This is a genomic window from Rathayibacter iranicus NCPPB 2253 = VKM Ac-1602 (assembly GCF_003149025.1).
Taxonomy (GTDB): Bacteria; Actinomycetota; Actinomycetes; order Actinomycetales; family Microbacteriaceae; genus Rathayibacter; species Rathayibacter iranicus.
In genome coordinates, this window is record NZ_QGDV01000017.1 from 42852 (window position 1) to 63624 (window position 20773).

Consider the following 20773-nt stretch of genomic DNA (forward strand, 5'->3'; position numbering starts at 1 on the left):
CATGTTCCCCCCAGATAGACGCGATGCCTGGTGCTCGCCCCTCGAAGAACGGGCTGCATCCGCGTAGGTTTGATGCTCGCCCGTTTTTTCACTTAGATCAATAAGGTTTGGCTCCGCGCTCCCGAAGTGAGGCCACCGCTCCGGTTGGTTGGGTCCGATTCCAAGATCGCTACCGCCCAGGCCATGCTGCGCTGCGCGGGCCGCGGGCTAGGGCGTCGATCGCCCGTCAAGGCCCTCCGGGGTCATCTTCCGCCGCACCTCGCCGGTGATCGGGTCAGTGACCTCGGTCCAGCCCGCGTCGCGGACCGCATCGACGACGAGCGCGTCGCTGATCGTCCTCGCGGCGACGCGGCCTTGTTTCCAGGCTCGGTAGGTACGTGCGGCGACCTGCACGCCCTGCTCACGCAGGACGCGGATGATCGACTCGACCGCACGACCTTCGGCGCGGAGCTGATCGATGAAGCCCATCGTCAACGGGTGCGGGGTGCACGGGCGGATCGTCGGCTCCTACGAGGACGCCGGGGGTCGCGAGCGCGACTACTCCGCCCAGGACCCGCGACTGCTGCTCTGGGTGCACGATGCCTTCACCGACGCGTTTCTCGGGGCGCACGAGATATGGGGCGGCCCCATCCTGGGCGGGCCGGACGCCTACGTCCGCGAGTGGGCCGCCTCCGGCCGCCTGCTGGGGGTCGAGCATCCACCCGAGAGCGTTGCCGAACTGCGCGAGCAGCTTGTGGGATTCGCGGGCGAGCTCAAGCCGGACGCGCGAGTGCGTGAGATCGTCGGGTTCCTCCGTGGCATCCGCCTGCCGGGGGAGGCTGGTGTGGTGTGCCCGCTCTTGTTCGCGGGGGCGGTCGCGTCGCTCGCTCCGGAGGTCCGCCTCCTCCTCGGGCTGCGCCGGCCGTGGTGGCCGGCGATCACCGCGAACCGCCTGCTCTTTGTCGTCCTGAAGCGGTACTTCGGCCGCGTCTCACCGAGGGAGCAAGCCGCTCTCGACCGCATCGCGCGCCAGCCGGCGCCTCCTGAGCTGATTTTTCGAACACCTGTCCGGGAAGTGGTATGATAGTGACAATGTCTTCCGTTCGCCTCGCCTCCGTGCACGCGGCGGACCATTCTTCTGCTCCAGGCCTGGCACATCCGGGTTCCGCCGACCCGCGCACTCGGCGCACGCGCACCCGAGTCTTCGACGCGGTCGAGCGCCTCGTCATGCAGAGCGGAGGAGAGCGGGCCGAGGGCATCGCCGTGAGCGACATCGTCCGCGAGGCAGGAATCAGCCGCAGCTCCTTTTACGCGCACTTCGACGATGCGGCCGCGGTCGCCTCCGCGCTGCTTCGCGAAGATCTCGTGGTCGCCGATGTCGCCGCGGGCGATGGCGGCGACCATACCGGCGCGCAGGCGCTGCGCCGTGGATACTCCCGCCTCATCGAGCGCCTGGTCGACCGCCACGCGTTCCACGCTCGCCTGCGCTCTCGCGCCTCCGCCCGGGTCGCCTCTGACGACGCCGTCTTCGACGCGGCCCTCGCCCTGCATCGCGCGGTGCTCGCCCGGGCCGAGATTTCGGCACACATCGACGCCGAGCTCACCGCCACTTTCGCCGCCGGTGGCGTGCTGGCCGTCGTCGGCGCCTGGCTTGCCGGCTCTCTTGATGGCACCGACGAGGAGCTGGTCGAGCACCTCGTCTCCCTCCTGCCGATATGGCTCGTCGCGGCTCCGCTGCGCCTCCCCACCTCTCCACTCCCACCACGCCCCACAATGAAAGGCACGACATGATGACATTCGAGGTCGGCGAGACCCTGGTCTACCCGCACCACGGAGCGGTGACGATCACCGGGCTCGAGAAGCGATCGGTCAAGGGCGTCGAGAAGACGTTCATGACCATGAACGTGCACACCAGCGAGCTCACGATCACCCTCCCCGTCGAGAACGCCGAACTCGTGGGCGTGCGCGAGATCATCGATGACGCCGGGGTTCAGGCCGTCTATGACGTCCTGCGCAGCGATGTCGCGGAGGAGGCCAGCAACTGGTCGCGCCGCTTCAAGGCCAACCAGGAGAAGATGGCGAGTGGCAGCGTCTACCGCGTCAGCGAGGTCGTCCGCGACCTGTGGCGTCGTGAGCAGGCGGGTGGCGTCTCGGCCGGCGAGAAGCGGATGCTGCTCAAGGCTCGTCAGATCCTGGTGTCTGAACTCTCGCTCGCCCTGAAGGGCACGGACGAGGAGGCCTCGGCCACGCTCGACGAGGTCCTCGCCTCGGCGATCTGACCATTCGTCGCGGCGGGTCGGCTCAGTCGGGTCGGCACGCCGCGATGATCCGTGCGGCCACGTCCTCCTGCGCGGCCGAGCCGTCGATCCGAGCGAGGAGGCCCTGCTCGTCGTAGACATCGGCGAGCGGAGCCGTCTCGCGCTCGTAGACCTCGATCCGATTCCGCACCACCTCCGGGTCGTCGTCTGCGCGGCCCTGCTCGGCCGCGCGCGCGTGCAGCCGGGCGAGCACGACGTCCGGGTCGGCCGTCAACAGCACGACACGCGAGAGCCCTGTGCCGCGCTCGTCGAGCATCTGTGCGAGGGCGTCAACCTGGGCGAGTGTGCGCGGATAGCCGTCGAGGATGAAGCCGTCGCGAGCATCCGGTTCGTCGATGCGCTCGGCGACCAGGGCATTCGTCAGCTCGTCCGGAACGTATTCGCCAGCCTCGACGAGCGCGCGCAGGCGCCGGCCCAGCTCACTGCCATCGGCGACGTGCGCTCGAAAGAGTTCTCCTGTGGAGATTGCCGGCACGCCCAGCTCACTGGCCAGAACCGCTGCCTGAGTGCCCTTGCCCACGCCGGGCGGGCCCATCATGATGACGCGCATCGCTCGTCCTCCTCGGTGTTGTCTGGTGATCGTAGCGGTGCGGGGCGGAGAGACCGGTGCCGACGGCACCCGTAGGCTGGCGGAACGAGCCGAGGAGGAACGATGTCCGGATCCGGTGCCGCGCAGGCCGCAGCGGATCTCGCGGCTCTCCTGCACGATGTGTCCGCCGAACTCGATGCCCGCGGAGTCGCCGATCAGGCACTCGCTGAGCTGCGCACGCCGCGCACGATCCTGGGTTTTCGTCGAAAGCCCGTGATGGTCCCGGTCACCCGCGCCTGGCGCCTCGGCGTCGTGCTGCTCGGTCGCGAGGGCGAGGTTTTTGCGACCGGCTCCGTGACGCGAGCGGTTGCTCCGCTGCACGCCAACAACCAGTCGGAGTCGCAGGAGGAGCGGCGCGAGATTCGCCGCGCCGCGTTCGATGGTCCGTTCCGCGAGGGCGAGATCGTCAACTACGGCTGGCGTCGCCTCGGAACGGACGTAGCCGCCCTCGAAGCCGGCGAGGAGCCGCTGGCAGTGCGCGGTTCCGAGGTGATGGTGCGCTGGGCGCCTCGCCTCGGCGATCAGGGCCTGATGCCGCTCCGCCGCTACCTCGCTGAACGCCTCGACCTGATGGACGCCGACTAGCGCCGGGTCACTCCTGCTCGGTGACCGGGTGGAACCACGGCGGGTACACCGCAACCCGAGGCGAGGCATCGATGCCCTCGAAGAGCGCCTTGACCCGGTTCCGGGCGGCGACGGAGGCGACGCCGACGGTCGCGATGCCGTCGAGGGGGAAGCGCTCGGGCACGAGAGCCTCGGCACTGCGCAGCGCCGGCTCGTCGACGAGGAGGCGTGCGAACGTGCGCACGAGGGCGTCGCCCTCGCTGAAGCGGGTGAGGACGTGCGAGGCGTCGCCATCGCTCAGGACGGAGGCGGAGGCGAGGGAGCCGACGAGGACGACGAACTGCGACGCCGTCGTCTCCTGAGCGCTCGGCGACCAATGCGGGGCGACGCGGTCACCGCGAAGATCGGCCCAGAGCGCGGCGTCGGGGGAGAGGAAGAAGGGGACGAAGCCCGCGACGCTCCTGCCGTCTTTCACTTGCACGGCTCGACGGTGCTCGCGGGTGGTGTCGGCGCTCACGTCGACCGTCGGGCGCTCGGCGAGCATCTCGTCGGCGAGGATTGCGCCGGCGGTGACGATCGCCTCGAGATTGCTGAGGTGCGTGACGTGGTAGATCCGCTGCGCCGCGATGTCGACCTTCGGCAGGGGCTTCTCTTGTGCGGTGCCGCGAGCCGCAGCACGGGCGGTCGCCGCGCGGGAGGTGCCGGGCACCCGCGCGGGGGCGCGCATGGCGCGGCCGACGGGCTCGGGGAGCTTGGCGGGGGAGCAGACATCGCAGAGCGCGATGTCGAGGCCGTGGATGCATTCGGTGAGCACTGCTGGAATCCTTCTGCGCGCGGTCTCGGGATTCCGGCGCAAGGACGACGTTACGCGACCGAGGCGAGCCCGCGTCTCCTGGGCGTCGATCAACGGGTGTCCAGGCGCCGGTCAGAGCATCGCCTGGGAGGGGACGGCCACCCGTCACCCAACGCGTAGCGTGATCGGGATGAAGCGTGTGCCGCCCACCGAGGGCCAGGAATCCGTCTGGGACTACCCACGACCACCGAGGGTCGAGACCACCTCAGAGCACGTCGTCGTCCGGCTGGGCGGCGCCGTCGTCGCCGAGACGCGCGAGGCCGTCCGCGTGCTCGAGACGAGCCACCCTCCTGTCTATTACCTGCCCGTCGCGTCGTTCGCGCCGGGCGCTCTCGAACCCGCGCCGGGCCGCAGTTATTGCGAGTTCAAGGGGGCCGCCGCCTACCTGACCGTGCGGGGTGCTGCGGGAGCGGTGGCCGAGGGCGCGGGCTGGACCTACCCGGAGCCGGCGCACGGCTATGAAGCGCTCCGCGACAGGGTTGCGTTATATCCCGGGCGGATGGACTCGTGCAGCGTCGACGGTGAGGCTGTGCAGCCGCAGCCGGGCGACTTCTATGGCGGCTGGATTACCTCCCGTGTGGTTGGTCCCTTCAAAGGGGCACCCGGCACGATGGGCTGGTGAGCCGGGCCGGACCCTGGCAGCGCCCGGGATGTCACAGCGGGTAACACCGCGTCGCCGTAGTGATTGCCGTGTCACTCTGGCTGCACTGCCGGTGGTCGGTGGTGAGGAGGCGGATCCGATGGCGGACGTGGCGGGCAGTGCGAAGGAGTGGGGCTTCGCAACCCGGCAGCTGCACGCGGCGGGGGTCGAGGATGCTCTGCACGCGCGGCGCACGCCGATTTACCTCACCGCTGGCTTCGGCTTCGACTCGTTCGAGGAGGGTCGTGAGCGGTTTGCCGGAGCGGACGGTTACACGTACACCCGGGTAGGCAATCCGACGACGGACGCTGTGGAGCGGCGTCTCGCTGCGCTCGAGGGCGGCGTGGAGGCGCTCGTCGTCGGGAGCGGGCAGGCCGCGATCACCGTCGCGCTGCTGGCACTCGTCTCCACTGGCGATCACGTCGTCGCCGCGGCGAGCCTCTACGAGGGCACCCGGAACCTCTTGCTCGAGAATCTCGCGCGCCTGGGCATCACGACGACATTCGTCGCCGACGCGGGTGATTCCTCCGCTTGGGCGGCTGCGATCACCGAGCGCACCAGGGCCGTGCTCATCGAGCCGATCCCGAATCCGCGCAACGACCTGGTCGACATCGGTCTCGTCGCCGATGTCGCGCACCGAGCCGGGGTTCCGTTGGTCGTCGACAACACGTTCGCCACTCCGTATCTGCTGCGACCGATCGAGCACGGCGCCGACGTGGTCGTGCATTCGGCGAGTAAGTTCCTCGCCGGGCATGGCGCCGTCATTGCCGGAGTCGTCGTCGACGCCGGCCGATTCGACTGGACAGCCCGCCCCGAGGCCTTCCCGCACCTTGCCGCAGACGGTCCTGATTCCGCTCGCGCGTTCCTGCGCTATGCCCGCGACGTGGTCGCCGCCCGGATGGGTCCGACCGTCTCACCGCTCACCTCCTTCCTGCTCGAGCAGGGCCTCGAGACACTCTCGCTCCGAGTCCGGCACCAGTCGCGCAGTGCCCTGCGCATCGCCCGCTGGCTGGAGCGGCGACCTGAGGTCGCCAGCGTCGACTACAGCGGACTCGCCTCCAGCCCGTCTCACGCGCTGGCGCGGCGGATCCTGCCGCTCGGGCAGGGCTCGGTCTTCTCCTTCACGCTCCGTGGGGGCGAGGAGGCGGCGCGCCGCTTCTCGGACGCCCTCGCTGTGTTCACGCGGATGACCCACCTCGGCGATGTCCGCTCACTGGTGCTGCACCCGGCGAGCACCACGCACACCGGACGCCCCGCGGAGCAACTGGCCGCCGCCGGAATAGGGCCGGGGCTGCTCCGTCTCTCCATCGGCATCGAGGACGTGCAGGATTTGCTGGCCGATCTGGCTCATGGCCTCGACGCCGTGACCCTCCCACGAGTCCTGGCGGAGGCGTCGTGAGCGTCCCGCAGCACTTCGCCTGGTTCCTCTCGCGCGGCTTCGGCCCGCAGGCGTGGGGGCAGCCCGCCTGGGAGTGGGACCGCTCCTGGACGACGTCCGACCTCTACCGCCGGGGTGCCCAGGAGCTCGAGCAGGCAGGATTCGACCTCGTGATCGTCGAGGACGCGCTCTCACTCGGCTCCGCGAGCACCCTCGACCTGCGGGTGCGTCGTGCGTACGGCGGGCCCAAGCACGACCCGCTCCTGCTCGCGCCCTCGCTGTTCGACGCCACGCGGCACCTCGGAGTCGCTCCCACCGTGAACCCGATGGCGTACAGCCCCTATCAGGCCGCCCGGCAGTTCGCCACACTTCAGCATCTCGGCGAGGGCCGGCTCGGGCTGAACGTCGTCACCGACGTGGGGAGCAGTCGCCACTTCGGCCTCGACCCACTTCCGCACGATGGCGCCTACGACCGCGCTCACGAGTGGCTGAACTCGATCCGCGAACTCTGGCGCAGCTGGGACGACGGCGCCCTTGTCCAGGACGAGGCGACAGGCCGTTTCGCTGACGGCGACCGCCTGCGCCCCGTCCAGCATCGTGGCCGCCACTACTCCTTCGACGGACCGCTGAACGCGCGGCCCTTCGACTCCGGGGAGCCGGTGATCGTGTCACCGGGAGGGTCGCCCCGCGGTATCGACTTCGCCGGAGCGCAGTCCGATGTGCAGTTGGCCCTAGCCCCGCTCGACACCGCCGCCGTCCGTGCCTACCGCGAGCGGGCGCGCGCCGCGGCCGCCGCTCACGGACGAAACCCGGACGAACTCACCGTGCTGTTTGTGATGAAGCCCGTCGTGGTCGCGAGCCGGGAGGAGGCGGAGCGCGTCGTCGCCTCCTCCGCGCATCCCGACGAGGAGTCGCTGCTGACCATTGCCGCAGGCCAGTCAAGCGATCTCGAGACCGATCTCACCGCGCTCGATCTCGACCGGCCGGTAGACCCGTCGGTCTTCGGCGAGCACGTGTCGCGCGGAAGCATCGCGGGCCTCTACGGAAAGGCCGGCCCGGATGCTCCGCTGCGCGAACTCCTCACCGCGAAGGCCCGGCTCGGTCTGATCGCCGACCGGAGCGGCTTCGTGGGCACCGCGGAGGAGGTCGCGGACTTCATCCAGGAGCTGGGGGAGGACGCGGACAACGACGGGCTCGCCTTCTCGGGCGACTTCCATCCGACCACGTTGCACCGGATGCTGGACGAGCTCGTGCCGATCCTGCGTCGTCGCGGGATCCTCCGCCGCGGCTATCCGGGCGGTGGGCTGCGGGGGAGTCTTGCCGAGTTCTCGACGACGAGCACGCGTGCCGCGGCGATCCCTGAGACCTAGCGAATGGGGCTCGCGGCTCGCTGGGCGTCGACTGATCGCCGCGGGGCATTCAGCGCATGACGTCCGTCATCCGCTTTCGCTGACAGCGCTGCTGGGAAGCCGGTGACAGAGAGCTGTGCTGCTCACGACCGGCGGCTTCTACCGTCGTGAGTGTCCGGACGACGGGCGGCGGAACGTTCGCTCGGCCCGACACAGGGGAATCTCTCTCCGTTCCGGGCGCCACCCCTCTCTGTCGACTGCGCGTCGACACACCCGAGAAAGGACCAGCCATGCCCGACAACATCGCGCTAAACGACATCGAGATCGAGACCCTGGTGAGCACTGAAGACCTCGAGGCAGCGGCGGGCGCTGGATGCTTCGGCACCTTCGGCACCGCGGGCTGCCCGGCGAGCTTCGGCACCTACGGCTCCGCTAGCTGATCGGCGGGTGCTCGGGGGTTGTGGAAGCTGGCAGATACCGCACCCCCGAGCTCGTCCGCCTGCCCGCACGTCGCCGGGACAGAGACCCCCTGTGACGGGGTCGCCGCGGTCGTGGATCGGCTCACCATTTGCGCACGGAGAAGGGCACGTCATGACCCCGGATCGAGAGGCCCGACTGCTTGCCCATCTGGGTCCCGGCGGCCCCCGCGGTCGCTGCCTCCGCTCTCTCTTCGCGGAGGCAGCCAGCGATGGCCTCCTGCTGCGGCGCGGTCGACTCGTCGCTGTCTACGGCCCGGACGAGATCCGGGCGATTCTTGCCTCCGACGCGGTACAGATGCCGATTCCGCAGTTCCCGGAGGCCGTGCGCGACGCCGTACCGTCCTTCGTCGATCTCTTCAGCGAGGCCCTTCCCTTTCGTGAGCCGGCGGCGCACGCCCGGCTGCGCAGCATCCTCCTTGCCCATTTCAGCCCGAGGAACGTGCGGTCCCTCGGTGCGCAGATCGAGGGCCTCGCGGCCGAACTCGTTGACGCGGCCGCGACGGGTGACACGGTCGACCTCGTCTCGGCCGTCGCCGGTCCCCTTCCGACCCGAGTCATTGCGACTCTGATCGGTGCCCCACGACCGCTCTGGGATGCGCTTGATCGCGCGAGTCACGCGATGCTCGCTCGCCTCACCACCACCTATCTCGGTGAGGGAGCCGCCTCCGCGCCGCCCATCGACGAGGGAGGTTTCAGCCAGGTGTGCACGCTGCTCCGGGACATCCTGAGCGCATCGACACTCCCGGTGCACTCGGTCGGAGCCTCCCTGCACGTGGCCGTCGCGGCTGGGGATGCGACGGCGCGCGAGGCCCTCGGCCTCCTCGTCCTGCTCTACATGACCGGCATCGACACCGTGGCAGCGGCGGTCGCCACGGCGGCCCTGACCCTGCTCGAATTCCCCGATTGGGCAGCCAAGATCGCGCGCGACCCCCGGCGTGCGGGCCCGTTTGTCGACGAGGTGCTCCGTGTGGACCCGCCGCTGCCCTACTCCATTCGCGCAGTGCGCTCGGAGGCGGAGGTCGCGGGCATTCGGCTTTCTCCCGGCGACCGTGTCGTGCTCTGTCAGGCGTCGGCCGGACTCGACCCGCGGCGTTTCCCCGATCCGCTCGCTTTCCTCCCCGGCGAGCGCGCGCCCGCGCTCTCCTTCGGTCACGGCCTGCACCGTTGTCTGGGTGCGGCTCTGGCGCGGCAGCAGGTGGCGGCGGTCGTCGTGCGATTGGCCGCTCTCGGCGTGAGCGCCGCGTTCGACGACCTCACCTGGGCGACCCTCCCGAGTATCCATACGCCGACCGCGCTGCCGGTGCGGATAGGTGCGGCCGCGGGAGTTGCCGTATGAGGGCACCGTTCGTCCCTCAGTCGCAGGAGGCGGGTGGTGGTCCAGCCTGTCTTTCCTCCGTGCTCGCGGCCCACGGTCGCGTCGTCCCGCTCGGTGAGCTGGTCGCCGCCTCCGGCACGGATCGCGATGGCACCAGCGCGGCCGGACTTCTCCGCGCCGCCGCCGAACAGGGGCTCGAGGCACGCGCCCACCGCTCGATCAGTGACCGCGGAGCCCTCGTGACCCGCCTGCCCTGCCGATGATCGCCCTGCGAGCCGATCACCACGTCGTCGTCGATCGCGTGACGAAGCGCTCCGTCTCTGTCGTCGATCCGGCCTCGGGATGTTCGCTGCTGCCGCGACCGTGCTCGGTAGGGCGGTCCTCCTGCGCGCAGGCGGAGTTCTCGACTGGCGGCGGGATGCGCTCGCCGGTCGCCGCGGTCGCCGGAGCAGCAGACCCGCGCCACCGGGTCGGGCGCTGTGCCGCACGTCGAGACGGCGAGCGGAGCAGGGCGTCTCACTCTCCAGGAAGGACCAGCGATGGTCGCCTGCACTCCATCGCCACCCGCGACCCTCAGCGTCTCGCCTCGCTCGTCGAGTCGGCCCCCCGCCACGATCTCGAACCCTGCTCCCTTCTCACCCCGCAAGGAGTCCGACCATGACTGACCCCGTCCTGCGTTTCCGCCGCGACGAGAGCATCACCTCTGTCCCCGGTGACGGCGTTTTCATCACCTCGGAGCGCGGCGCCAGCACGCGACTGCACGGCACGGCCGTCTCTGCCGCGCTTCCCCTCCTCGATGGCACACTGAGCCGCGCCCAGGTCGTGGACCGTCTCGGCACAGTGCTCGGCGCGCGTGCGGCGAGCCGCGCCGTGGAGGCTCTGCTGAACTCCGGCCACGTCATTGAGGCGGATCCGGCCATCGACACCGCGCGCGCCGGCTACTTCGAGCAGCTGGGCTTCGACGCCGACGATGCAGTCCGGCGTCTGGATGCGGCGACGCTCGACGTCCTCGCCCTCGGTCGTGCCACCGAGCTCGACATCGACGCCGCCCTTCGGGGGGCGGGCCTGCACTACAAGCGGCACCGCGAGCTGCGAGAGGTACCGGAGTCGGCCAGCTTCCTCCTGGTCATCACCGACGATTACCAGCGTGCCGAACTCCGGTCCATCAATCGCGAGGCCCTCCGACGGGATCTGCCGTGGATGCCGGTGCGCCCATACGGCGAGTCGGCGTGGTTCGGCCCGATGGTCACTCCGGGTGAGACGGCGTGCTTCGAGTGCCTGCACGTGCGCCTGCACAGCAAGAATCTCTCCCAGTCCTACTGCCGTCAGCGCGGGGTGCTGCGCGGGGATCCGGTGCCCACAGCTCTCGGGCTCGTCTCCGGAACAGCGGCGGCCCTCGCGCTCGCGGCGCACGCGGTGGCCGTCCGGCTGGCTCGACCGACCGAGGTCTCGCAGGAGGACGCCCGCCGCGCCGGCGACGTCACGACTCTGGATCTGGGCACCCTGCGCTCTGTTCGTCACCGACTTGACCCGCGCCCGCAGTGCGCCGTCTGCGGAGACAGCGCCCTCCAAACCGACAGGATGGCCGCGCCCGTGCGGCTGGAGTCGCGACCCGCGGTGACCACGGGTGATGGGGGCCATCGCGCAATGAGCCCAGAGGACTTCATCGCCCGCTATCGGCACGTCGTGAGTCCGATCACCGGACCGGTCAGCCACCTCACCGAGATGCCGCGACACGGCGAAGACCTCTTCGTCTACACGGCCGGTCAGAACTTCGCCATCCCTCTGCGGGGTCTGGCCGATCTCCGGGCGGGGCTGCGCAGTCTCAGCTGCGGCAAAGGCAAGTCCCGTGCGCAGGCCGAGGCGAGCGCCCTGGGCGAGGCCATCGAACGCTACTCCGGCCTCTTCCACGGAGACGAGCCGCGGGTCCTCGCCCGCTGGAGCGAGCTGGGCCCCGATCGAGCTCTACATCCGGACGCGCTGCACAACTTCAGCGAGGCGCAGTTCCGCGAGCGCGACGACTGGAACGCCCGCCCCTCGCACTTCCATTGGGTGGGCGATCAGCTCGATCCGGATGCACAAATCGAGTGGACGCCGGTGTATTCGCTGACCCGCGAGCGCCACATCCTCGCTCCCACCTCCGCGCTGTTCTACGCCTATCAACCGAAAACGAGCGCCCACCAGCCCGCCGCGAGCCCTTTCAACGCCTCGTCGAACTCCAATGGCTGCGCGGCCGGCTCGTCGCTCGAAGACGCTGTGTTGCAGGGCTTCATGGAGCTGGTGGAGCGTGATGCGACGGCGATCTGGTGGTACAACCGCCTCCGCAAGCGCCGAATCGACCTCGACAGCTTCGATGATCCATATATCTCCGTGTGGCAGGAGCAGTACAGCCGGCTCGGACGCGAAGCCTGGGTACTCGACATCACAACCGACCTCGGCATCCCCACGGTCGTCGCCGTCAGCCGGCGCACGGACAAGCCGGCGCAGGACATCCTCTTCGCCCTCGGCAGCCACTTCGATCTGGGCATCGCCGTGGGACGCGCGTTGAGCGAGATGAACCAGTTCCTCTCGCCGGTGGCCGACATGCCGTCGGATGGCAGCGGTCACTACCGCTTCGATGACGTGGCGCAGGTGCAGTTCTGGAAGACCGCCACGATCGACGACAATCCGTTCCTCGCGCCGGACGACTCCCTCGAGCCCGTCCGCTCGGGTGACTACGAGGACCGCTCGACCGGCGATCTCGCGGCCGACGTGCGGACAGCCCAGCGCATCGTCGAGGCGGCCGGAATGGAGATGCTCGTGCTGGACCAGACCCGCGTTGACATTGGCTTGCCCGTGGTGCGGGTGATCGTCCCGGGCCTTCGCCACTTCTGGCCGCGATATGCGCCGGGACGGCTGTACGACGTTCCCGTGCGGATGGGATGGCTCGACTCGCCCACTCCCGAGGACGAGCTGAACCCGATCGGAATCTTCATCTGATGGGCCCCCTCGCAGACCGCACGCAGAGCGAGCCCGCGGCGCCGGTGCGTGGCCGCGCACCGTCCCTCGGCCTGCGACCCGGAGTCGCATTCGCCGTCGCGGGCGATGGCCGCCTCACGGTGAGCGTCCACGGCACCCCGGTCGCCCGCGTCTCGGGGCTCTCCTCGGCTCTCTCCCAAGCCCTCGCCGACCTCGAGTCCGGCGCCACCTCGATCCTCGACGAGGAGTCACTCGCCGGCGAGTTCGCCCGTCTGCCGCAGACCGTCCGCGGATGCGTCCTCACGGCCGTCCGACTCGAGAACCGGACTCTAGCGCTCGCCGAGCCCCTGCGGGCGGGCGAGCCGCCGAGTGCACCGGTGGCGCTCGAGCCGGGTGACCTCGTCCGTTCGAGCCGCTTCGCATACAGCCATCGCCAGAACGACGAGCTGCTCGTGGAGTCGCCGGTTGCGGGGGCTCGGATCATCGTTCTCGATGACAGTCTGGGTCTCCTCCTCGCCGCGACCGCGCAGGCCTCTCGGGTCGAGACTCTCGAGCGGCGGCTTGCCTCCGTCCTGCCGGCCCATACCGTGCGCGAGATTCTGGAGTTGATGTTGGGCGTGCGCGTCCTCGAGGTGGCGGAGCGCGAATCCGGGGAGTTCCCCAGCGATAGTGACCCGGTACTGCGCCAGTGGGACTTCCACGACCTGCTCTTTCACTCCCGGTCCCGGTTCGGCCGCACGGCGGAGCCATTCGGCGGAATTTTCCCGCACCGTGGCCGCATCGAGCCCCGGTCGGCCGTCCGGGAGTGCCATGCGGGGCAGCTCGTCGAGTTGCCCGCGCCGTCCTTCGACGACGTCCTCGAGCGCGATCCGTCGCTCCTTATGGCGATGGAGACGCGACACTCCTGCCGGACGTTCGGCGAGCAGCCGCTGACCCTCGACGAGCTCGGCGAGTTCCTGTTCCGCAGCGCGCGCGTTTCTGCCGGGCCTGCTCTACCAGGCTTCTCACCGCCCCTACCCCACCGGAGGCGCTGCCTACGAACTCGAGCTGTATCTCACCGTGCGTCGTGTCGCAGGTCTTGAGCCCGGCAGCTACCACTACGAGCCCGACGTGCACCGCCTTCGTCGGCTCGACACCGCCGACGCTGATCGCGACGCGCTGCTCGCGGCCGCCTCGCTCTCCGCCGGCGGCGATGTGCATCCGGACGTGCTCCTCACCATCACCTCGCGGTTCCAGCGGTTGCAGTGGAAATATCGCTCGATTGCCTACGCCGTCTCGCTCAAGCACGTGGGCGTGCTGTATCAGACGATGTATCTGGTTGCCTCAGCGATGTCGATCGGGGCGTGTGGTCTGGGCAGCGGCGACAGCGAGGCTTCGGTCCGGGCGTTCGGGCTCGACTACCTCGAGGAGTCGTCGGTCGGCGAGTTCCTTCTCGGGTCTGCTCCGAGCGCTTCCCGGCCGCTGCCGTCGATGGGCGAGGAGAACGATCAGGTTTTTCCGGGTGCCGACTGGGGGTTCATGGCCGCTCGCGCCCGCGGCGAAAAGGCGTGAGCGCAGGGCTGGTGGCTCAGAGCCAGCCGGCGGTTCGTGCTGAGGAGACGGCCTCGGAGCGGGTCGTCGCGTGCAGTTTTGTCATGGCGTTCGAGAGGTAGTTGCGCACGGTGCCCTGAGTGAGGTGCATCGCTATCGCGATAGCCGCCGTCCGCCGGCCCGCGGCAACGTGCCGAAGCAGCTCGATCTCGCGCTCGGTGAGCGGATTGGCTCCCGCGCGCAGCGCTTCTGCCGCGAGTTGCGGGTCGATCGCCGTGCCGCCAGCGGCGACCGCTCGGATCGCCTCGGTGAGGCGTGAGCCGGTCGTCGACTTGACTACATAGCCGTCCGCGCCAGCCCTGAGCGCTTTCGGCACGTGACCGTGGCCGGGGAGGGCAGTGAGCAGGAGGATCGCGCAGTCGACCCCGGCCGACCGCAGATCCGCCGTGGCCTCGATCCCAGTGCGGCCGGGCATGTCGACGTCAAGCAGCGCGACGTCGGGCCGCACCCGCAGGGCCGCCTCGACGACAAGGTCGCCGCGTGTCACTCGTCCGACAATCTCGAAGTCCGGCTCGATGCCGAGCAGCACCTCGAACGCTTCCGCGACCAGGTCGATGTCCTCGGCAATGAGAATGCGCAACGTTCTCACGTCAGCTCTCCTGACCGGTCCGAGTAGACGGGGAAGCGCGCAAGCACGCGGAACGTCCCGGGCTCCGGGCTGCCTGCCTCCAGCACCGCCCCCCTCGCCTCGCAGCGCGCGCGAAGATGTCGCAGCCCCGTCCCGCGAGTGTTCGTCGGCGGGTCGACCGGGCAGCCGTCGTTGGCAATCGAGAGTTCGAGCGTCTCGTCGTCCTCGCTCACCCGGACCCAGCAGCGCCGAGGCCGCGAGTACTTCAGCATGTTGGTCACCGCCTCGCGCACAATCGCGGCGGCCAGATGTTGCGTTTCCGTGTCGCCGACACCGTCGACGTGACTTTCCCAGGCGATCCCCACTCGCTCGCAGAGTTCTTGCGCGCTGCGCAGCTCGACGTGCAGGTCAACGGAGGTGGGTCCGTGGGTGAGCGAGCGCAGCGTCGCCTGACCCTCGGCCACGATCGCGCTCGACGCGCGCAACTGCGCTGTCGCGTCGTCAGTGCTCCCGAGTTCGAGGAGGCGGAGCACGGCCTGCTCACGCAAGGAGACGGCGACCAGGGTGCGGCCGAGGATGTCGTGCAGGTCCCGGGAGATCCGGTAGCGCTCCTCGTCGACTCTGAGTCGCGCCACCTCCTCGCGGGTGACGACCAGGCCGTCGGAGACAACGGCGAGGCGAATCGGGATGTAGATCGCGAAGACAGTAAGGAGCGGCATCGTCACGAGAAGGCTCAGGGTGTCGACCGACCAGTCGGGCACGCTGAAGACCTCGAGGACGAGGTTCGTGAGGACGGCGCTGAGCGCGATCAGCCCCAGCACCCCGCCGCAGGCTAAGAACACGCAGGCCGCCCAGACGCAGCTCAGAGTCCAGTCCGCCGTCCATCCGCTCGCGAGGACGAGGGGTCCACTGACGATCAACGCCACGATGAGACAGGTCGTGCGGGGAGCACCGGATGCGACTCTCACCGACGCAACGGTCATAACCGCCACGAGGACGATGAGGCCAAGTTGCACAGCGACGGAGGTCGGTGCACGATCGTTGCTCGGTTTCGTAGCGATGGTGATCGACACGATGAGGAGGAAGACGGCGATCAGGACGCTGCCGACGACACTGACGCGCGATTCTGTCGATAGCCGTCGCCACCAGACCGCTGGTGTTGCCTCCGGTTCGTGCACGCGAGCAGCCTACGGAAGCACAGCTCGCGTCCAGCCGTTAAAAGCCGTTAGGGAAGGGCGAGAGCATCACCGCGAAATGCTGCGACCCGGTCAGAACTCCTGTCTGTCGTGTTGTTCGTGGTCAGGGGAGTCGGTGCTGGTCGCGTCGCATCCGTCTGTGACGTGTCGCGAGTGGTGGCGCACTGCGGCGTGGGTGGGAGGGTCAGCGTTCGCGTCGACGACGAGCGAGATTGCGCGCCAGTCCGATCGCGCCCGCGCAGACGCCGAGACCGATTCCGGCCACGAAGCCGAACTGGTTGAGGAAGGTGGAGATATCCACGGGGAGGTCCTTTCCCTTCGAGGAAAGCGGTTACCGCGTCCGCGGGTCCCACCGGAAGAAGGAGTTGAAGAGCATGAGCCCGATGCCGGCCCAGACCCCCAGAAGCACGAGGGCGTGCCAGGTCGAGCCGAAGCCCGCCATGACGCCCAGTTGCTCGCCGACCGAGGCGCCGGAGACGTCGTAGCCGAGGTACGCGGTGCGCACGGTATCTACGATCTCGGCCGAGGGAATGTACGGCCTCAGAGTCTTCAGGACCGGCATGTCCGGCACCGCGCCGACCGCACCGGAGAAGAAGAGCAGGGCCGCCAGCACAGGCGTGACGATCCAGGTGGCGATCTCGCCCGAGGGCAGCAGTCCGGAGATGCCGAAGGCGAGCATCGCGAGGGCGATGAGCCCGACCAGCACGACCACACTGAGAAGCGGCCAATTGGCCGGCCACTCCACGCCGAGCCAGAGACGTCCGGCGACGACGATCACCGCCACCTGCGCCACGGCCGGGATCGCGCTCGAGATCGCCTCTCCCAGCAGCATGGCGTGCGCTGGAACGGGTGCGCAGCGCAGGCGTTTGTAGATGCGCTGCTCCCGCCTCCTGGCCGCCGAATTGATGACGTTGTAGACGACGAAGACGAGGGCGACGGCCAGGCCGCCGGCGAGCAGCCAGGACCGCGCCGACACGCCCTCGATCCGCGCGTCTGCATCCGCGAGGGCAGCGGGAAGGAGCCCGAACGTCAGTGGCATGACCGCTCCCACCAGGGCGAAGGCGATGTCCTTCCAGTACACGCTCTGACTGAGGGCCACGTGCGCGGCCAGGAGCCGGAGAGTGCGCATCGCGGGAAAGGCTGAGGGCGTCGCAGCACGGGTGGTCATCGGTGTCCTCCACCATCGGGGTCGGCCTCGCTGGCGAGCGTGAGGAAGAGGTCTTCGAGCGAGGAATGCGAGACCGTGATCGCGTCCAGCTCGAGGCTCAGTCTCGACGCGCACTCGAGGAGCCGGGTGAGGTCCGCCTGAGGGCTGGTGCTCGCGAAGCTCACCGCGCTGCTGCCTGGGCTCGGGCGGACCTCGGCCGCACACCCGTGCAGCAACTCCTCGAGCTGGGTGCCGAGGGCTGTCGTCTCGAAGGAGACGGTGCTGGTGCGGTGGGAGGCGAGCACCTCGCCCAGCGTGCCCTGCACACGGATCGTGCCGCGGTGCATGATCGCCACACGATCGGCGAGCTGCTCGGCTTCGTCGAGGTAGTGGGTGGTCAGGATGACGGTAAGTCCCTCGTCGACAAGCGAGCGCACGATCTCGAGCGAGCGGCGACGGCCCTCAGGATCCATCCCCGTCGTCGGCTCGTCAAGAAACAGCACGTCGGGGTTCCCGAGCAGTGCGAGCGCGAGGTCGAGTCGACGGCGCTCGCCGCCAGAGAGCTGCTTCACTCGAATGCGCGCTCGATTGTCGAGGCCGACGAGATCAAGCGACTCCCCGACCGTCCGCGGGTGAGAGTGAAAGCGCCGCCACGCGGCCAGAGTCTGCGCCACCGTCAGATCCTCGAAGAAACCGGCATCTTGCAGCATGATGCCCAGACGTGGCGCGATGCGGTCGTGGTCGGCGAGCGGATCGGCGCCGAGGACCCGGACCGAGCCCTGCGTCGGCGCTCTGAAGCCTTCCAACACGTCCAAGGTTGTGGTCTTCCCCGCCCCGTTCGTGCCGAGCAGGCCGAAGACCTCGCCTCGGCGGACGGAGAAATCGATACCGTCCACCGCGCGGGCCCGCCCATACTCGACGACCAGACCCGTGACGCTCGCGGCGGAGTCCTCGTGGCCGGCATGATCGATCAACGGAGGCGAGACGGGATTCGACGCGATCATGCGTCCAGGTTGGCGGGGCTGCCGGTCCTGGATCAGAACGAGATATCACCGGTATGGCATGACACCTGTCATCTCTCGCTGAGGATCCCAGGGCTGGCGATGCCGTCAGCCGCGCCGCCCACCTGCACGGAGTCGCCGAAAAACGGCGCGAATCCGCTCCGCGGTACCGGTGGTGGGACTCGAACCCACACGCCCTCTCGGGCAGAGCATTTTGAGTGCCCCGCGTCTGCCATTCCGCCACACCGGCTCACAACGAGCCTGCTGAGAATACCGTAGGCTTCCGTGCGTGACTGACCAGGAACCCTCGTCGACCGCGCCCCGCCGGGTCGTCGTCGCCGAAGACGAATCGCTCATCCGCCTCGACATCGTGGAAATCCTCCGGGACAACGGTTTCGAGGTCGTCGGTGAGGCCGGAGACGGCGAGACCGCTGTGGCACTCGCCACCGAACTCCGCCCAGACCTCGTCATCATGGACGTCAAAATGCCCCAGCTCGATGGCATCTCTGCGGCCGAGCGACTCTCGAAGGCGCATATCGCGCCGGTCGTCCTCCTCACTGCTTTCAGCCAGAAAGAACTCGTCGAGCGCGCCAGCGAAGCGGGTGCACTCGCCTACGTCGTCAAGCCGTTCACGCCGAGCGATCTGCTTCCCGCGATCGAGATCGCGCTCTCGCGTTACGCGCAGATCCTCACCCTCGAGGCCGAGGTCGCTGACATGGTCGAGCGCTTCGAGACCCGCAAGCTCGTCGATCGCGCGAAGGGCCTGCTCAACGAGAAGATGGGGCTCACCGAGCCCGAGGCGTTCCGCTGGATTCAGAAAGCCTCGATGGACCGTCGCCTCACTATGCACGACGTCGCTCAGGCGATCATCGAGCAACTGAGCCCTAAGAAGCCGTAGCGCCAGTTCACGGCCAGAGGCGGGTGCGCTCCCACGGGGAGCCGCCCGCCTCCGGTGTTCTCGGCCGGTATTCGAGGCGCACGTGGTCCTGCTCAGGCGCAGCGGATCCCTGCCAGAACTCGATTCGCTCCGGCACCACGCGGTAGACCGCCCAGTCGCCGTCGAGTGTCGTGGGGGAGCAGCCAACGGCGACGCTCGTCTGCAGCGTCACCAGGCCGAAGTCCTGAGCGCTGCGCATCGGCTCGCTCTGACGTCCGACCAAAAGCGCCGTGCGTGCGGCCTCTGATCGGCGACGGAAGTCGTCAGCCGACTCCTGCTCGGAGGCTCGCTCGACGGTGCCCTCGACGCGCACCTGCCGACCCTGCACGGGCCAAAAAAACGTCAGGGCCGCGTGCGGGTTCTCGGCCAGCGCGCGTCCCTTCGGGCTTGAAGCGTGCGTCGAGAACTCCCACCCGGCGGCGTCGATGTTGCGCAGCACGAGAATTCGCGCCGAGACAGTTCCGTCGGCGGCAGCGGTCGACAGGGTGGCACCGTGGGGGAGGAGCTGCCCGGCGCTCTTCGCCTCCTCAAGCCACTGTGCGAAGAGTTCAATTGGGTCGGCGGGCGCCGCCTCCGCAGCGAAGTTGGGCAGCTCGTGCGGCATGGACGGGAGGCTTTTGAGGAGATCGCGAAGGCTCACCAATTCAGTGTCGCCCCTCGGACAGCGACGGGTATAGTCGCGTGTCGTCGCTTGACACCGCTACCAAAGCCGGTGCTACCATCCGCAGGTTTGCTTATGGCGAGATGTTTCTCGGGCCAGCGCGTAAGTGGCAGGGGGGTACATATGCAAAAGAAGAAAAATTCTATGTTTTTCTAGCGGTAGCGACTGTAGGGGGGTTCAATTTTTGGTTCTGCACATACGGCTGAGGCGCAAATACTACAAGAAAACAATTCGTCTCTGAGCGAAACGCTTAACGCAACACGTGAAGCCTTTACGGGACTAAATTCTCTCGATGTATTCTCGCCCGACTCCCCGCGGAGCGCTCTTGTGCTCATGACTCCCGAGGTGGGTGAACAGCCGCGTTTTGGCGGGGAGGAGAACGTCGTCCCGGCTTCAGAAACTCTGAGTGAGAGCGACGGACTTTCGGTCTCCACTCCGCAGGGTGAGGTCGGGGTTGTTCCGGTTACGGCCGGCAGCGGAACTCGAGTCGACTCCGGCGTCATGCTTTTCCCCGATGAGCGCACAAACACAGTAATGACGAGCTCTCATGACACAGTGGCGGCGGCGGGCTACATGGTCATCCCAGGAGCCGACGCCCCTACTCAGTACCGATTCTCGTTGACGGCGAATAACGCACTTGCCGAGCTCGAATTGACAGGCAGGGGCGGTGTGCTTATACAGCCGCTCAAACACTCAGCGTCTAACAACTGAGTCGAACTGTGCGGCCGCGGTGCTCTCCGCCGCATGTGGGGCGTCCGCATGGGCCTGCGGCTTGGCGCAGGGATCGCGATTGATGCTGCGAATCGAGCGAGTAACGAGGGGAAATGCGTTGGCATCCGCCACTTGTACTACGTAGCTGTCGCGACCTTCCCCGTCGCGGAACCGTGCAGGGAGTACGAAATGTCGCACACTTCTGCGGTTCGTGAGCCCAGATGGGGTCAACCTCGAACCAGGACCGGCCTACTTCTCTTCACAGTGTCGCTCGTCACCTTGCTCGCGGTCGGGGCATCGCGATCAGTCATCGGACTCACGTCGCCTGCCGTGGTCCTGATAGGTGGTCTGCTGTTCCTCGCATTCATACCTCGAGCGATCCCGCCATCCTCAAGGGAAAAGAGGCTCATCGTAATTGGGGGTGTAGTCGGGGTCTGAAGCCGCCAGTTTCGAGCAGGCTGCGGGCGATGTAGTTGGTGAGGTTGCGGAAGCCGAGGGCGGTGCCGCGGAGGTGTTCGAGGCGGCCGTTGATCGCTTCGG

21 protein-coding genes, 1 tRNA gene and 1 pseudogene are annotated in these 20773 nt (G+C 68.4%); 14 read left to right on the forward strand and 9 right to left on the reverse strand.

Going from position 1 to position 20773, the window contains the following annotated elements; all coding sequences use genetic code 11:
* Positions 1 to 219 precede the first annotated feature (219 nt).
* A pseudogene (locus B0H03_RS13930) lies at positions 220 to 483 on the reverse strand (IS3-like element ISPfr13 family transposase); the annotation flags it as partial.
* Here B0H03_RS13930 and B0H03_RS13935 point away from each other — a divergent pair.
* Genes B0H03_RS13935 through B0H03_RS13945 form a run of 3 tightly spaced genes read left to right on the forward strand, consistent with a single transcriptional unit; the run spans position 458 to position 2258 of the window.
* Positions 458 to 1063: an oxygenase MpaB family protein gene (locus B0H03_RS13935; RefSeq protein ID WP_104264202.1), complete on the forward strand. Its 606-nt coding sequence runs from the start codon at positions 458 to 460 to the stop codon at positions 1061 to 1063. The pseudogene B0H03_RS13930 and the gene B0H03_RS13935 overlap by 26 nt on opposite strands.
* An 8-nt stretch (positions 1064 to 1071) precedes the next feature.
* Positions 1072 to 1770 carry a TetR/AcrR family transcriptional regulator gene (locus tag B0H03_RS13940; protein WP_104264203.1) on the forward strand — a complete coding sequence of 233 codons (699 nt, stop codon included), beginning with the start codon at positions 1072 to 1074 and terminating at the stop codon, positions 1768 to 1770.
* The gene (locus B0H03_RS13945; protein WP_068207950.1) at positions 1770 to 2258 is read left to right on the forward strand and encodes a CarD family transcriptional regulator; all 489 of its coding nucleotides are present in this window, start codon (positions 1770 to 1772) and stop codon (positions 2256 to 2258) included. Before B0H03_RS13940 ends, B0H03_RS13945 begins: the two co-directional genes overlap by 1 nt.
* 22 nt (positions 2259 to 2280) lie before the next feature.
* Here the strand turns inward: B0H03_RS13945 and B0H03_RS13950 are convergent, their stop codons facing one another.
* The gene (locus B0H03_RS13950) at positions 2281 to 2847 is read right to left on the reverse strand and encodes an adenylate kinase (protein ID WP_104354255.1); all 567 of its coding nucleotides are present in this window, start codon (positions 2845 to 2847) and stop codon (positions 2281 to 2283) included.
* A gap of 102 nt (positions 2848 to 2949) precedes the next feature.
* Here B0H03_RS13950 and B0H03_RS13955 point away from each other — a divergent pair, with 102 nt between their 5' ends.
* Positions 2950 to 3471, forward strand: a complete 522-nt coding sequence (locus B0H03_RS13955) for a hypothetical protein (RefSeq protein WP_104354256.1) — start codon at positions 2950 to 2952, stop codon at positions 3469 to 3471.
* A 7-nt stretch (positions 3472 to 3478) separates the two neighbouring features.
* Here the strand turns inward: B0H03_RS13955 and B0H03_RS13960 are convergent, their stop codons facing one another.
* Positions 3479 to 4264: a DarT ssDNA thymidine ADP-ribosyltransferase family protein gene (locus B0H03_RS13960; RefSeq protein WP_104264206.1), complete on the reverse strand. Its 786-nt coding sequence runs from the start codon at positions 4262 to 4264 to the stop codon at positions 3479 to 3481.
* Positions 4265 to 4433: 169 nt separating this feature from the next.
* Between B0H03_RS13960 and B0H03_RS13965 the strand changes: the two genes are divergently transcribed.
* The 9 genes from B0H03_RS13965 (at position 4434) to B0H03_RS14010 (ending at position 13973) form a co-directional block, all read left to right on the forward strand.
* Positions 4434 to 4925: a DUF427 domain-containing protein gene (locus B0H03_RS13965; protein WP_104354261.1), complete on the forward strand. Its 492-nt coding sequence runs from the start codon at positions 4434 to 4436 to the stop codon at positions 4923 to 4925.
* Positions 4926 to 5043: 118 nt separating this feature from the next.
* The gene (locus B0H03_RS13970; protein ID WP_104354257.1) at positions 5044 to 6342 is read left to right on the forward strand and encodes an O-acetylhomoserine aminocarboxypropyltransferase/cysteine synthase family protein; all 1299 of its coding nucleotides are present in this window, start codon (positions 5044 to 5046) and stop codon (positions 6340 to 6342) included.
* The gene (locus tag B0H03_RS13975) at positions 6339 to 7691 is read left to right on the forward strand and encodes an NtaA/DmoA family FMN-dependent monooxygenase (RefSeq protein ID WP_104354258.1); all 1353 of its coding nucleotides are present in this window, start codon (positions 6339 to 6341) and stop codon (positions 7689 to 7691) included. Before B0H03_RS13970 ends, B0H03_RS13975 begins: the two co-directional genes overlap by 4 nt.
* A 269-nt stretch (positions 7692 to 7960) precedes the next feature.
* The gene (locus B0H03_RS13980; protein WP_109714907.1) at positions 7961 to 8110 is read left to right on the forward strand and encodes a thiocillin family RiPP; all 150 of its coding nucleotides are present in this window, start codon (positions 7961 to 7963) and stop codon (positions 8108 to 8110) included.
* Positions 8111 to 8261: 151 nt separating this feature from the next.
* A complete protein-coding gene (locus tag B0H03_RS13985) occupies positions 8262 to 9485 on the forward strand; it encodes a cytochrome P450 (protein WP_104264209.1) in 1224 nt (407 codons plus the stop codon).
* Complete coding sequence (locus B0H03_RS13990) at positions 9482 to 9727, forward strand: cysteine peptidase family C39 domain-containing protein (protein ID WP_104264210.1); 246 nt, start codon at positions 9482 to 9484, stop codon at positions 9725 to 9727. The genes B0H03_RS13985 and B0H03_RS13990 overlap by 4 nt, the downstream gene beginning before the upstream one ends.
* Positions 9728 to 10121: 394 nt before the next feature.
* Positions 10122 to 12443: a TOMM precursor leader peptide-binding protein gene (locus tag B0H03_RS14000; protein ID WP_104264212.1), complete on the forward strand. Its 2322-nt coding sequence runs from the start codon at positions 10122 to 10124 to the stop codon at positions 12441 to 12443.
* The gene (locus B0H03_RS14005) at positions 12443 to 13504 is read left to right on the forward strand and encodes a hypothetical protein (RefSeq protein WP_104354259.1); all 1062 of its coding nucleotides are present in this window, start codon (positions 12443 to 12445) and stop codon (positions 13502 to 13504) included. The genes B0H03_RS14000 and B0H03_RS14005 overlap by 1 nt, the downstream gene beginning before the upstream one ends.
* On the forward strand, positions 13482 to 13973 hold the full coding sequence (locus B0H03_RS14010) for a SagB family peptide dehydrogenase (protein WP_241560384.1): 492 nt from the start codon (positions 13482 to 13484) through the stop codon (positions 13971 to 13973). The genes B0H03_RS14005 and B0H03_RS14010 overlap by 23 nt, the downstream gene beginning before the upstream one ends.
* Positions 13974 to 13989: 16 nt before the next feature.
* Here B0H03_RS14010 and B0H03_RS14015 read toward each other — a convergent pair whose 3' ends face one another.
* The 5 genes from B0H03_RS14015 to B0H03_RS14035 form a co-directional block, all read right to left on the reverse strand.
* Entirely contained in the window at positions 13990 to 14601 is a 612-nt protein-coding gene (locus B0H03_RS14015) for a response regulator (RefSeq protein WP_104264214.1), read from the reverse strand.
* Positions 14598 to 15758: a sensor histidine kinase gene (locus tag B0H03_RS14020; RefSeq protein ID WP_104264215.1), complete on the reverse strand. Its 1161-nt coding sequence runs from the start codon at positions 15756 to 15758 to the stop codon at positions 14598 to 14600. The genes B0H03_RS14015 and B0H03_RS14020 overlap by 4 nt, the downstream gene beginning before the upstream one ends.
* A 349-nt stretch (positions 15759 to 16107) precedes the next feature.
* A complete protein-coding gene (locus B0H03_RS14025; protein ID WP_104264216.1) occupies positions 16108 to 16944 on the reverse strand; it encodes an ABC transporter permease in 837 nt (278 codons plus the stop codon).
* Entirely contained in the window at positions 16941 to 17927 is a 987-nt protein-coding gene (locus B0H03_RS14030; protein ID WP_104264217.1) for an ABC transporter ATP-binding protein, read from the reverse strand. The genes B0H03_RS14025 and B0H03_RS14030 overlap by 4 nt, the downstream gene beginning before the upstream one ends.
* Positions 17928 to 18091: 164 nt before the next feature.
* Positions 18092 to 18174: transfer RNA gene (locus B0H03_RS14035), tRNA-Leu, on the reverse strand.
* 39 nt (positions 18175 to 18213) lie between these two features.
* On the opposite strand from B0H03_RS14035, the gene B0H03_RS14040 reads away from it, so the two are divergent.
* Positions 18214 to 18822: an ANTAR domain-containing response regulator gene (locus tag B0H03_RS14040; RefSeq protein ID WP_104264218.1), complete on the forward strand. Its 609-nt coding sequence runs from the start codon at positions 18214 to 18216 to the stop codon at positions 18820 to 18822.
* A 7-nt stretch (positions 18823 to 18829) separates the two neighbouring features.
* On the opposite strand, the gene B0H03_RS14045 is transcribed toward B0H03_RS14040, so the two are convergent.
* On the reverse strand, positions 18830 to 19501 hold the full coding sequence (locus B0H03_RS14045; protein ID WP_104264219.1) for a pyridoxine/pyridoxamine 5'-phosphate oxidase: 672 nt from the start codon (positions 19499 to 19501) through the stop codon (positions 18830 to 18832).
* Between the last annotated feature and the right edge of the window lie 1272 nt (positions 19502 to 20773).

Coding starts and splice junctions, on each gene's coding strand:
- B0H03_RS14030 (WP_104264217.1), bottom strand. CDS start 17,927: ATGATCGCGTCGAATCCCGTCTCGCCTCCGTTGATCGATCATGCCGGC.
- B0H03_RS13945 (WP_068207950.1), top strand. CDS start 1,770: ATGACATTCGAGGTCGGCGAGACCCTGGTCTACCCGCACCACGGAGCG.
- B0H03_RS13980 (WP_109714907.1), top strand. CDS start 7,961: ATGCCCGACAACATCGCGCTAAACGACATCGAGATCGAGACCCTGGTG.
- B0H03_RS13965 (WP_104354261.1), top strand. CDS start 4,434: ATGAAGCGTGTGCCGCCCACCGAGGGCCAGGAATCCGTCTGGGACTAC.
- B0H03_RS14005 (WP_104354259.1), top strand. CDS start 12,443: ATGGGCCCCCTCGCAGACCGCACGCAGAGCGAGCCCGCGGCGCCGGTG.
- B0H03_RS13990 (WP_104264210.1), top strand. CDS start 9,482: ATGAGGGCACCGTTCGTCCCTCAGTCGCAGGAGGCGGGTGGTGGTCCA.
- B0H03_RS14025 (WP_104264216.1), bottom strand. CDS start 16,944: ATGACCACCCGTGCTGCGACGCCCTCAGCCTTTCCCGCGATGCGCACT.
- B0H03_RS13985 (WP_104264209.1), top strand. CDS start 8,262: ATGACCCCGGATCGAGAGGCCCGACTGCTTGCCCATCTGGGTCCCGGC.
- B0H03_RS13935 (WP_104264202.1), top strand. CDS start 458: ATGAAGCCCATCGTCAACGGGTGCGGGGTGCACGGGCGGATCGTCGGC.
- B0H03_RS13950 (WP_104354255.1), bottom strand. CDS start 2,847: ATGCGCGTCATCATGATGGGCCCGCCCGGCGTGGGCAAGGGCACTCAG.
- B0H03_RS14000 (WP_104264212.1), top strand. CDS start 10,122: ATGACTGACCCCGTCCTGCGTTTCCGCCGCGACGAGAGCATCACCTCT.
- B0H03_RS13940 (WP_104264203.1), top strand. CDS start 1,072: ATGTCTTCCGTTCGCCTCGCCTCCGTGCACGCGGCGGACCATTCTTCT.
- B0H03_RS13970 (WP_104354257.1), top strand. CDS start 5,044: ATGGCGGACGTGGCGGGCAGTGCGAAGGAGTGGGGCTTCGCAACCCGG.
- B0H03_RS13955 (WP_104354256.1), top strand. CDS start 2,950: ATGTCCGGATCCGGTGCCGCGCAGGCCGCAGCGGATCTCGCGGCTCTC.